Here is a 12,645-nt window from a genome sequence, read left to right as displayed (position 1 = left end):
TTTAAGATTTTAATTTTTTTCCTTCTTTATCTCTAATGATTCCTCACGTTTAATAATTTTTTTATGCTTTTGTCCGATTTTCTTTGCACTTTATCGAATTTATTTGTAACATTACTATGTTAAACAAAATGTCAATTTATCCAATAATATCTATAAGGTGATGTAGGATTATTAGTTAAAATAATGAGTTAGGTGTAGTTTTTTAGAGTTTTTACAGAAATTATTTAATAATTATATTAACAAGTGTTTATATTTTTTGCTTTTAATTACTAAAAAAATAATATATGAAGAAAAAAATACTCTTAGCTTTATGGTTTACACTTTTACTATTTTCAGTTGGTTATCTTTTTTGGCAGAATGAATTCAAATATAGTCTGCCAACGCCAATTCCGAAGAATTATCATGCTATAGCAATGGGCTCCAAAGTTGATTTGTCGCAATGCTGTGCATTTGATAATAAACCTGTTTTTTTTCACTTTTTTAATCCCGATTGTCCGTGTTCACGCTTCAATGTGCCGCATGTAAGTGACTTGATTAAAAAATATGGCGATAAAGTCAATTTTAAAATTGTGGTGTTAAACAAAAAGAAAACTTTTTCTATCGAAGAAATCCAGCAAAAATTTGGAGCAGCAATCCCGGTTTATTTTGATGAAGGCATCGCTCAAAAATGCGGTGTGATTTCGACTCCGCAAGCAGTTCTGCTGGATGCTGATCATAATTTATATTATCGTGGTAATTACAATAAAACAAGATATTGCACAGATGCTGAAAGTAATTACGCCCAAATGGCGATCGATTCGCTGTTAAAACAAAATAATTCGCCCTCATTTAATGCTTTAGCTCTTAGAGCTTACGGATGTTCGTTACCAAATTGCACTAAATAAAATCTATCACTAACTAAAATTTTTAAACCTATGAAAACAAAAGCCAGTTTAAATGAGCAAGATTATCTGCATAGTTTTATGTCGACTATGACGCAAAAATCAGATATCATTATTAATTATGTTCTAGCCGTTTATTTTCTTCTCGGAATTGGATTATCCTTTAAATACGATACATTCGAAATTGGAGTAGGAGTTGGAACGCTGAACCTTTTGGCCTATTATTCGGCCAAGTTTTTTCTGAAAAATTCTAAATTTTACCAATATGTCTTGTCAGTTGTACTGGCAATATTTATGGCGCAGTATATTTACCAAATGCACGGTTTATTCGAAATGCATTTTACGGTTTTCATTGCGAGTACCATTTTAATTATTTATCAAAACTGGAAACTGCAGATTCCGTTAACGCTTCTGGTTGTACTTCATCACGCTGGTTTGGCTTATTTGCAAAACTTTGTTTATAATGATGCAAACGGACTTCAGGTTTATTTTTCGCAGGTAAATTTTGATTTAGAAACGCTTATTATTCATACTGTTTTGGCTGCTGTTGTATTTTTTATGAATGGCTATTGGGCTTATTATTTTAAAGAACACAGCCACAATCACATTTCTAAAATTTCTGATGAATATGAATTAGAAAACATGAAACTGGCTTCTGCCAAATACAGTTCATTGACGGCTACAAAAGAATACAACGATTTTATTCACAGAACAACTTTAGATTTAAAACTTCCGGTAAATTCTGTTTTAAAATTAATAGATGTTTCAAAAGGACATACAGATAATGATAAACTTTTGACCTATTTGGATATGATGCGTGAAAGTGCCAAAAAAATTGATGATTTAGTAAATGATATTCATGTAAAATCGACTAATACCAGAAATTAAAAACTGTAAAAACCAACTTCCCAGCAAACATTTTTACACGCACAATCAACCATTTATTAATTATTAGCAGCAAATTTATGGATACGAGATTTAACCGTCCAACGCCTTCTGACAGAGAAGTCGACTGGAATAAAAATAAAGTATTACTTAGTAAAACAGATAAAAACGGAACAATTCTTTATGCCAATGAAGATTTTATAGATGTCTCAGGATATGATGAATTTGAACTTGTAGGACAGCCTCACAATATTGTGAGGCATCCTGATATGCCAAAAGTGATTTTTAAATTCTTGTGGGACAGCATTAAATCAAGTGAAAACATTCATGTTATTATAAAAAACATGGCAAAAACCGGTCGTTATTACTGGGTTGTAACCGATTTTAAAATTATTGCCGATGCCGATGGAGATATTGTAGGCTATTTTGGAACCAGAAAATCAGTTCCGGAGCCTCTGATCACAAAATTTATTGAACCACTTTACAAAAAGCTTTTACAAATAGAAGAAGCCAGCGGTCTAATCGCTTCCGAAGAATATTTGGTTGGCTTTTTAGAAGAGCGAAAAAAAACATACATGGAATATATCGACCATTTAATCGCTACAGGAAAAGATGATAAAAATAAAGTAAGCAAAGGCTTATTCAGCGGTTTATTTGATAAAACTCCGCCCAAGAAATAGTTTAGTAAATATACTTCATTGCGTCGACGTAATATTCAATTCAAAGTTTGCTCCCCAACAAATCTAATCACCTGAATATTTAAAACTTATTGATGCAGTGGAGTGTATTTTTTGAAGGTACAAAGGTTCAAAGTGACAAAGTGACAAAGTTTTTTTGTTTCATAAGCCTTCAACTTCGCTCAGGATGACATTCGTCAAGTTAAAACCTACAAACCTTTGTCACTTTGTATCTTTGTTACTTTGTAACTTTGAACCTTACGAGATATAATTCCAAATATTTTTCTTCTTCGTCAATTCGATAAAAACCATTTTTAAAATAGCGTGTTCCGGTTTTTGTAAAGGAGCATCTTCTTTTAAAACTTTTAAGGCGTAGTTTCGTGCCAAAGATAAAATATCGCGATCGCGGACAATATCAGCTATTTGAAGATTTAAAACACCACTTTGCTGTGTTCCCATTAAATCTCCGGGGCCGCGAAGTTTTAGGTCGACTTCGGCGATTTCGAAACCATCGTTCGTTTGCACCATCGTTTCCATTCTCGTTTTACTGTCGGTGCTTAATTTGTGGCTTGTCATTAAGATACAATAACTCTGTTCCGCGCCACGGCCCACACGTCCGCGTAGCTGGTGTAGCTGTGAGAGACCAAAACGTTCGGCACTTTCGATAATCATAACGCTGGCATTTGGGACATTTACACCAACCTCAATTACAGTTGTTGCGACCATAATATTGGTTTTTCCTTCAGAAAAACGCTTCATTTCGGCATCTTTATCCGCAGGTTTCATTTTTCCGTGCAGAATCGAAATCGAATATTGCGGAAGTGGAAAATCTCTTGAAATACTTTCGTAACCGTCCATTAAATCCTTATAATCCATTTTTTCAGATTCCTGAATTAACGGATACACAATATAAATTTGTCTTCCTTTGGCAATTTCGTCGCGCAGGAATTTCCAGACTTTTAAGCGATTACTATCAAAACGATGCGCCGTTTCAATAGGTTTTCTTCCCGGTGGTAATTCATCGATTACAGAAATATCCAAATCTCCGTATAAACTCATCGCCAAAGTTCTCGGAATTGGCGTTGCCGTCATAACCAAAACGTGCGGCGGAATATCATTTTTCTTCCACAATTTTGATCGTTGTTCTACACCAAAACGATGCTGTTCGTCAATAACCGCCAGACCTAAACTTTGAAATTTTACTTTATCTTCTAACAAAGCGTGAGTTCCAATTAAAATCTGCAAACTTCCGTTTTCCAGTTCTTCATGAATAATTTTCCTTTCAGAAGTTTTAGTCGAACCCGTTAATATTTTGATATTGATGTTTAGTGTATTAGCAAATTCAGACAATCCAATAAAATGCTGATTAGCCAGAATTTCTGTCGGCGCCATTAAACACGCCTGAAAACCATTATCTATCGCCAAAAGCATGCTCATAAAAGCCACAATTGTTTTTCCTGATCCAACATCTCCCTGAAGTAATCGGTTCATTTGGGCGTTGCTTCCCATATCTGAACGGATTTCTTTTATAACCCTTTTTTGAGCATTGGTCAAATCAAACGGAAGATGATTTTGATAAAAATGATTAAAAAGTTCGCCCACTTTTGTAAACGGATGTCCTTTTATTTTATGTTTTCTAATTAAGTTTTTAGTAATTAATTGTAATTGAATAAAAAACAATTCTTCAAACTTTAATCGGAATTGGGCTTTCGCCAAAGCATCTGCACTTTTTGGAAAATGTATATTAAACAAAGCCGCCCTTTTCGGAATCAGCTTTAACTCTTCAATTAAATAAGGCGGGAAAGTTTCGGTAAACAAAGCCTGAGTTTCAATAAACAATTGTTCCATCATTTTATTGATCGTTCGGTTTGAAATTCCTCGGTTTGTCAACGTTTCTGTAGAAGGATAAACCGGCTGCATGGCAGAACGAAGACTTTTTTCGTGCTCGCTTAACAATTCAATTTCCGGATGCGCCATGCTGAATTGACTTCCGTACAAAGAACATTTTCCAAAAATAACAAGCTGTTCATTGAGTTTTAAACTTTCGCGAATCCATTTATGGCCTTGAAACCAGTTCAATTCAATCATTCCGGTTTCATCAACAAAACTCGCAACCAAACGCTTTTTGTTTTTGGCAAATTCAACCGTTTTTATGTTGATGATTTTTCCAACAATCTGAACCTCAGTTCCTGTATTCTGCAGTTCGTTAATCTTATAATAACGTGTCCTGTCAATATATCGATTGGGATAAAAATTGACTAAATCTCCATATTTATGAATTCCCAATTCCTTACGAAGCAATTGACCGCGACTTGGGCCAACACCTTTTAAGTATTCGATAGGAGTTTCGAGGAGATTATTAGACATTTATGAAATTTAGACTTTAGATTGTTGATTTTAGATTTTAGAAGCAAGAGAATAGACTATGGTTTTTTGTCTATTTTCTTTATTCTATATTCTTTTTTCTTTCAAAAAGCGAAGATAGATTTAAATTACATAATTTGAAAATCTGAAATATTGAGATTACCATTTTAATAAATAAAGATAATTCTTAGATTTGTTTCAAATATAAGCCACTAAGAAAATGAGTAAAGAAGAAAAAGTTCCTTTTGAAACTATTGAATTTGCAGGTATTACATTTAAAGTTATTACCCGAAACGAAGCGCATAATATTATTGGAGATCTTACCGATTTTAACGGTCAAAAAATCTACAATGTTTTTGAAGATACCTGGCGTTTTCCTGATTATGAAGAAAATCCAATATTTCTATTAGCAGAAGATGATGTAGAAATGGAATCCTTTGAAATGGATTTCACAACAGAAGAACATCAGGATATTTTTATTCTGGGGTTTATTTTTAAAGGAAATTTGAATGTTACAAAGCTCATAAGTTCTTTTGATACAGATAATTCTCCTGCATTGATTGTTTTAGGAGAAACTAAAACGGTAAATATTACTTTGTTTGGAAGCGTTCATTATTTAGGCGGAGGCTTAAAATGTGATACCATTATTGGTGAATACAATCACGGAGAACTTTTTGTAAAAGGCGATGTAACTGCCTGGTTAATTTACAGTGACGATATGCTGATGCATTTTGAGCGTTTTACAGATATTCACGCAATTGTAAGTGTAAACAGACCGGATATAATGATTTGCAGCAACCTCAGTGATGCTGACGGCAATATAATTACAATTGAAAACTACTTTCCATCCACACATAAATTATCTGATATTGTCGATGATTCTTTTATAGAACATTCAGAATACGGAACGGAAATACTAGGAAATAATTACCACGAAGACGTTTTTAAAGAAGGACTTTCAATTCTTGATTACGATAAAAAAGAAAAATATATGTATACTGATTTTCGTAGTCAGTTTATAAATATGGTGGAAGTTTTATCTCAATTAGAATATGTAAAACACATAGGCAGAATTAGTAAAAAGAGTGGAACAAACGAATATTCTTTTATTCCGTTTACTTATGAAGGAAAGAAATACAGCCAGATTTCTGAAGAAATTGGAAATGGTTTTAATATAAAAATGCGTGCTTTATGGTGTCATGATGATGAAGAAATAACGCTGGTTTTAGAATATCTTGATGAAGATGGAAACACGAAATACCAATGGGCAAATAATGAAACTGCGCCTGGAATAGAAATGTTTACTGTAAAATGTGCTGCATTTGAAGCTTTTGAAGTATTGACAGCAGAACCTTCAGAAGAAGAAGATGAAGACGATGATGAAGAAACGGAATATCAGGAATATGATAATAGTTTTTCTTTAGAAGAATATTCGGTTCAGTTTGGCAATTATGCTTTACCCGAAGATTTAGTAAAACTGTATGAATTTGATCAAAAATATGGATCTGAAAGCTATTCAGAATGTTTTGGTTTACTAATTTATGATGATAAAACCGGAATAAAAACATGGTCTGAAGAAGAAGAATTTTATAATAGTTTTATTGAATTTGCTGGCGCAAACGGTTCAGGAAGTTCTTATGCGTACTGGCTTATTGATAAAGATTTAAATAATTGCCCAATAGTAGTTTTTGGCGACGAAGGCGGAATTCATGTTGTAGCTGAAAATACCCGAAAATTGATTCATCTTTTAACTTTGGATACCGAAGTTTCAGTCGATTTTGACAATGCTTATTTTTATAAAGATGAAGAATATTACGAAGAAAATGAAAATAAAGAGGAATTTCAGCAATGGGTTAAAAAGGAATTTAATTTAAACGCAATAGAAACAAACGAAGAAGCGGATGAAATTGTAAATCAAGCAAAAGCGAAGTATAAAAAACAACTCAATGATTTTTTAACCAAGTTCGATATAGAAATTGGTGAAGATGAAGACTAGTTTTGATACAATGAATATTTATCTTTGACTAAAATTTTAAAAATGACAACACACTTAGCTCTTCTTCGTGGAATCAACGTTTCTGGTCACAATATGATCAAAATGGATGCTTTGAAAACAATGCTTGAAAATATTGGTTTTCAAAACGTTCGCACTTATCTGCAATCCGGAAATGTTTTTATTGATAGTGAAGAAGATGCTGCAAAAGTGGGGTTTATGATCAAACAGGAAATTTTCAAAGTTTTTGGACATGAAGTTCCTGCAATTGTAATTTCAAAAAAAGATTTAGAATTGTGTTTTGCAAACAATCTTTATTTGAAAGAAAAAGATATTGATATCAAAAAACTTTATATTGTTTTTGTTGCGATTGCATTGAAAAAAGAAAGTATACATGATTTAAAAATCAGTCAGTTTAAACCAGATGAAGCAGCTATTGACGATAACAGGATTTATATTAAATATGCTGTTGGAGCAGGTAAAACAAGACTGGAATTGAAATATATCGAGAAAAAACTGAATGTAATTGGCACAATGCGAAACTTGAATACGGTTACGAATTTGTTAGCAATGTATGAGGAACAGAATTAATCCCGCATCCATTTTAGCATTGCTGGAAAAGCCGCTTTTCCTTCTTTAGCTGCAAGTTCATTTCCCAGACATAAACCCATCCATTCTAAAAGAGGTAAACCTATGTAATTTTCATTGCTGAAATTTGAAATTAACCAATCAGAATCATTTTTATATCCATTTGGATGAAATATAAATTCTAAAGGTAAATTCAAATATTTGGCTGCGGCAAATGACCATAGAATAGCTGCGATTTCCTCTCCGTGAGTGGGCCATTCAGAAGAAATTTCGCCTGTGCCTATTAATTTTCTTTCTACAGAAGTTGTAACGGCCAGATGTCCGGCTTCATGTAAAATATCTCCGGGATATAGTAAATTAGTATAATCAATATAAATGCAATTTGGACCTAAATCCAATCCGGGTAAAAAAGTTGTACCCAATTCTTTTTCAATTATATTGATGTTAATTTCATTTAGAAACTGAAGTACTTTTTTTACTTCGTAACTTTCTTGCAAAGACATATAAATTTGCTTTTACATTGAACAATTAAATAAGATCACAATACCAAAATCCAAAATCCAAAGCATCTGTTGCATTTGTATCGCAGGCTTTGTCGGAAGAATCCTGACTTTTTGGTTTTTCATATTTTCGATAAACAATTTCATCAATTTCAAAATCAATTGGTTTAGAGAAAATTGGCCCGTCAAAAGTAAAAGTATGAAATTCTCCATTTTCTCCGCAGACATCTACGTTTTCTGGTAAATCATTTATAAAATCCTGATCGATAATTCGGCCGACAAAACTTTTATCTAAATATCTTTCGTTTACGCAAACCACAATCGTTTTAAATCCAAGAGAAATAAATTCCTGAATTAAATCATGAGTTGGGATTTTCCAAATAGGGAAAACACCTTCAAAGTCTATTCTTGCCAATTGTTCTTCACGATATTTTCGTAAATCTTCCAAAAAAATATCTCCAAAAACTGAATGCGTAATTCCTTCGTTTTTTAATTCCGTCAAGGTTTCTGTCATTACGGTTTCATAAACTTCCATTGTTGGCATTTCCGGAACCTGCATAATTTTTAACGGGATTCCGATGCTTTCTGCTTGAGCCTGTAATAATTCAACACGAACGCCATGCATTGAAATTCGCTGATATTGCTGGTTCACGCTCGTTAATAAACATTCGATTTTAAATTCAGGATTTTGAAGAATCTTGTATAATGTTAAAGCAGAATCTTTTCCGCTGCTCCAGTTAAATAAGGCTTTTTTTGGTGTAGACACGTTGGATTATTTTTATGTGGTAAACTTACAAATTTCATTCGATTTGTTGGTGGAACCTTTGTAACTTTGGGTTTTTACACGCCAATTTATGACATTATATAAGGACAAATTAAAAATTGATTCCAATCGATTGAGAGATTGGGATTATTCTAGTGAAGCAGTTTATTTCATTACAATGGTTACAAAAGACAGAGAATGCATTTTTGGATCTGTGGAAGATGGAAAAATGATTTTAAATGAAAATGGAAAGATTGTAGAGAATGAGCTTTTGAAATCGATAAAAATTCGTAAAAATTGGTTTTTTCATAATTGGATTGTAATGCCAAATCATATTCATTTGCTGATTGAAATTCAAGGAAATATGGAAAAACGGATTGAAACTCCACATATTAAAACGTCGCAGATTTCAACATCGCGTATTGTAGAGACGCACAGCAGTGCGTCTACGTCCGGCATATCCACAAAGAATGAACCGCAATCTTTGTCGACAACCTTTGCGGAGACGCACTGCTGTGCGTCTCTACAGAACCAATCTTTGTCGAAATCATCAAACGAATCGAATTTAAACGTACCAATTAAAACGTCGCATATTGTAGAGACGCACAGCAGTGCGTCTACGTCCGGCATATCCACAACGAATGAAACGCAATCTTTGTCGACAACCTTTGCGGAGACGCACTGCTGTGCGCCTCTACAGAACAAATCTTTGCAGACATTCTCTCGCAAACCAAATTCCATTTCATCTTTTGTTGCTGTTTTTAAATCGGTTACGATAAAACAAATCAATGGTTTTGAATCAATTTGGCAGCAAAACTATCACGATCATATTGTTAGAAATTATAAAACATTTGAAACAATTTATGATTATATTAAAAATAATCCAATATCTTGGGATACGGATTCTATAAATTCACAATTGCAATGAAATACATTTTCTTTTTTATAACCACTTTCATTTTTGCACAGCAAACCAAATATGTTGATTTTAAATCGGTTTCGGGACAATTAAATATAGTTGATTCTCAAAAAATAATTTATGGACAAGTAGATTACTATTTTGAGGTTTTACAGCCTATCGATACCATAAAAATCGATGCTAAAAACATGCAGTTTACCAATGTTCAAATCGATGGAAAAGATGTAAAATTTATTAATACAAACAAAGAATTACAAATTATCAATAATTTTCAAAAGGGTAATAACCATTTGACTTTCAGTTATAACGTAAAACCAAAACAGGCATTGTATTTTGTAAATATTGAAAATGACGATATTCAAATCTGGACGCAAGGGCAGGGAAGATATACCAGCAACTGGTTTCCGAGTTTTGATGATGTGAATGAAAAGGTAATTTTCAATCTTGGAATAACTTATAAAAAAGAATATCAGGTTGTTTCAAACGGAGTTTTAAAAAGTAAAACGGAGAAAGATAATCTGGTGCATTGGCAATACCAAATGGAAAACCCAATGAGTTCTTATTTATTGGTGCTTTCTGTCGGAAAATATGACAAAAAACAATTTACATCTAAATCTAAAATCCCGTTAGAATATTATATTGAAAACAAAGATGCATCTCGTTTTGAACCTACATACCGCTATTCAAAACGAATTTTTGATTTTCTGGAAAAAGAAATTGGAGTAAAATATCCGTGGAAAGTTTTCAGGCAGATTCCGGTTCGGGATTTTTTATATGGCGGAATGGAGAATACAACAACTACACTTTTTACAACACGTTATGTAGTCGATAATACTGGTTTTACAGATCGAAATTACACCAATGTTGATGCACACGAATTAGCACATCACTGGTTTGGAGATTTAATTACCGCCGAAAGCAGTACACATCATTGGCTTCAGGAAGGTTTTGCAACTTATTATGCGTTATTGGCTGAAAGAGATATTTTCGGCGATGATTATTTTTACGCCAAGTTATACGATACGGCACAGCAGATAAAATTTGCTTCAAGAACAGACACTATTCCGGTTTTAAATGGAAAAGCCAGTTCGCTGACTTTTTATGAAAAAGGAGCGTGGGCACTTTTTGTTTTACACGAATCTATTGGAGACAAAGCCTTTAAAAAAGCAATAAAAAGTTATTTGAATAAATATGCATTCAAGAATGTAAACACAGAGAATTTCTTTGATGAAATTAAAAAAGTTTCGGATTTTGATTTGGTTCAGTTTCAGAAAACCTGGTTGGAATCTACCGCTTTTGATACGCCGGCAGCTAATGCTTTATTAAGTAAAAACAATGCAATTAAAGTGCGTTTAGAAGTTGATAAATTAAAGAAAACACCTTTAAAGGAAAAGATTGATTTCTTTAACAAAACCATGGATTCAGATATTCATCATTCAGTAAAAGAAGCGATCATTTCACAATTGCAAACGGAAAAATACGAAGATAAAAAAGAGTTATTGCTAAAAGCATTGCATCAAAAAAATGTGCAGCTGCGCCAGACTTTAGCAGAAACTTTACCAAAAATCCCCGAAGATTTTAGAACAGAATATGAAACGCTTCTCGACGATAAATCATATCAAACACAGGAAGCTGCTTTGTTTTATTTATGGAATAACTTCCCAAGCCATAGAAAAGAATATCTAGATAAATCGAAAAACTGGATTGGTTTTAACGATTATAACCTTCGTACATTGTGGCTTTCGCTTGCTTTGTCTACCCCAGATTACAGTAGTAATTCTGAGGAATTAATAAATGAATTAATTTCTTTTTCTACAACAAAATATGAAGCGACTACACGCCAGAACGCGTTAGAGAAATTAATTGCTTTTAAATTTATTAACGATGATGTTTTAACGAATTTAGTTAATGCCACAACGCACCATATGTGGCAGTTTTCAAAATTTGGAAGAGACTCAATCAGGATTTTATTAAAAAATTCAGAAATGCGTGCTTCATTTAATAGAATTTTACCTAATTTGACACCCGATGAACTGTTTCAATTAAATCGTTTATTGAAAGAATAGAAAACAGAGAATAGAAGAAAGAAAATAGATTTGTAAGTAAGTCTATATTCTATTTTCTTTCCTCTATTTTCTAACCAAAAACAAAACCTACTATATATTTTATGAGAGCATTAGTTATTTCTGGTGGTGGAAGTAAAGGAGCCTTCGCCGGAGGAGTTGCACAGTATTTAATTGAAGAAAAACATCATGAATACGATTTATTTATAGGAACATCTACAGGAAGTTTGCTTATTCCGCATTTAGCTCTCGGTCATATCAAAAAAATACATTCCGTTTATACAAATGTTACAATGTCAAGTATTTTTAATATCTGCCCATTTGTAGTAAAAGTAAAAGAAGGAGTGGATATTGTGACGATTAATCACTTTAATGTGCTTCGTCAGTTTTTTAAGGGAAAGAGAACTTTTGGCGAAAGCAAAGGTTTGAAAAAATACATTCAGAATAATTTTTCAATCTCTGATTTCAACAAACTAAAAAAAATGAATAATGACGTAATTATTACGGTCACCAATTTCACTAAAAACGAATCAGAATATAAATCAGTAAAAGACTGTAGTTATGAAGAGTTTTGCGAATGGTCATGGATCTCCAGTAATTATGTTCCGTTTATGAGTTTGGTTTCAAAAAACAATTCCGAATACGGCGATGGCGGATTTTCAAGTTTGGTTCCAATTCGTGAAGCCATTAACCGAGGCGCAACAGAAATCGATGTTATTATTTTGGAAACAGAAGTCAATACGAGCAAAATGGTTATTGGTAAAAATCCATTTTCGTTAATGATTGATTTATTCCGAATTGCCTTAGATCAGGTTGAAAAACATGATATTGCTATAGGAAAACTTATGGCAAACACTAAAGATGTAAAGCTTAATTTATATTACACTCCAACCAAATTGACCGACAACGCATTAATTTTCAATAAGGAAATAATGAAAGAATGGTGGAAACAAGGTTATGAATATGCTCAGAATAAGTCTGAGGTTATGAGTGATAATAGGTAGTAATTGAT

11 protein-coding genes are annotated in these 12,645 nt (G+C 32.9%); 8 read left to right on the top strand and 3 right to left on the bottom strand.

From position 1 onward, the window contains the following. Positions 1–284 precede the first annotated feature (284 nt). From J2Y38_RS18790 to J2Y38_RS18780, 3 genes are all read left to right on the top strand, one after another. The gene (locus J2Y38_RS18790; RefSeq protein WP_309845535.1) at positions 285–884 is read left to right on the top strand and encodes a thioredoxin fold domain-containing protein; all 600 of its coding nucleotides are present in this window, start codon (positions 285–287) and stop codon (positions 882–884) included. A gap of 30 nt (positions 885–914) precedes the next feature. Further along, a complete protein-coding gene (locus J2Y38_RS18785) occupies positions 915–1,769 on the top strand; it encodes a hypothetical protein (protein ID WP_309845532.1) in 855 nt (284 codons plus the stop codon). Between the two features lie 77 nt (positions 1,770–1,846). Further along, positions 1,847–2,446: a PAS domain-containing protein gene (locus tag J2Y38_RS18780; protein ID WP_053471398.1), complete on the top strand. Its 600-nt coding sequence runs from the start codon at positions 1,847–1,849 to the stop codon at positions 2,444–2,446. A 255-nt stretch (positions 2,447–2,701) separates the two neighbouring features. On the opposite strand, the gene recG is transcribed toward J2Y38_RS18780, so the two are convergent. Further along, positions 2,702–4,810: an ATP-dependent DNA helicase RecG gene (gene recG / locus J2Y38_RS18775; RefSeq protein WP_309845528.1), complete on the bottom strand. Its 2,109-nt coding sequence runs from the start codon at positions 4,808–4,810 to the stop codon at positions 2,702–2,704. 217 nt (positions 4,811–5,027) lie between these two features. On the opposite strand from recG, the gene J2Y38_RS18770 reads away from it, so the two are divergent. Together J2Y38_RS18770 and J2Y38_RS18765 are read left to right on the top strand one after the other, a co-directional pair. Then, positions 5,028–6,803: a hypothetical protein gene (locus J2Y38_RS18770; protein ID WP_309845525.1), complete on the top strand. Its 1,776-nt coding sequence runs from the start codon at positions 5,028–5,030 to the stop codon at positions 6,801–6,803. A gap of 42 nt (positions 6,804–6,845) precedes the next feature. Beyond that, on the top strand, positions 6,846–7,391 hold the full coding sequence (locus tag J2Y38_RS18765; RefSeq protein ID WP_309845522.1) for a DUF1697 domain-containing protein: 546 nt from the start codon (positions 6,846–6,848) through the stop codon (positions 7,389–7,391). On the opposite strand, the gene J2Y38_RS18760 is transcribed toward J2Y38_RS18765, so the two are convergent. Further along, the gene (locus J2Y38_RS18760) at positions 7,388–7,891 is read right to left on the bottom strand and encodes a hypothetical protein (protein ID WP_309845519.1); all 504 of its coding nucleotides are present in this window, start codon (positions 7,889–7,891) and stop codon (positions 7,388–7,390) included. The genes J2Y38_RS18765 and J2Y38_RS18760 overlap by 4 nt on opposite strands. A gap of 25 nt (positions 7,892–7,916) precedes the next feature. Then, positions 7,917–8,654: a diphthine--ammonia ligase gene (locus J2Y38_RS18755; RefSeq protein ID WP_309845517.1), complete on the bottom strand. Its 738-nt coding sequence runs from the start codon at positions 8,652–8,654 to the stop codon at positions 7,917–7,919. Between the two features lie 88 nt (positions 8,655–8,742). Here J2Y38_RS18755 and J2Y38_RS18750 point away from each other — a divergent pair, with 88 nt between their 5' ends. From J2Y38_RS18750 to J2Y38_RS18740, 3 genes are all read left to right on the top strand, one after another. Continuing rightward, positions 8,743–9,579, top strand: a complete 837-nt coding sequence (locus J2Y38_RS18750; protein WP_309845514.1) for a transposase — start codon at positions 8,743–8,745, stop codon at positions 9,577–9,579. Next, positions 9,576–11,636, top strand: coding sequence for a M1 family metallopeptidase (locus J2Y38_RS18745; protein ID WP_309845511.1), 2,061 nt, complete (start codon positions 9,576–9,578; stop codon positions 11,634–11,636). The genes J2Y38_RS18750 and J2Y38_RS18745 overlap by 4 nt, the downstream gene beginning before the upstream one ends. 101 nt (positions 11,637–11,737) lie before the next feature. Then, positions 11,738–12,637, top strand: a complete 900-nt coding sequence (locus tag J2Y38_RS18740; protein WP_180860201.1) for a patatin family protein — start codon at positions 11,738–11,740, stop codon at positions 12,635–12,637. The last annotated feature ends 8 nt before the right edge of the window (positions 12,638–12,645 follow it).

Source organism: Flavobacterium sp. 2755 (assembly GCF_031455715.1).
Lineage (GTDB): Bacteria > Bacteroidota > Bacteroidia > Flavobacteriales > Flavobacteriaceae > Flavobacterium.
Note: the sequence above shows the minus strand (reverse complement) of the source record. Positions and strands in the feature narration are given on the sequence as shown.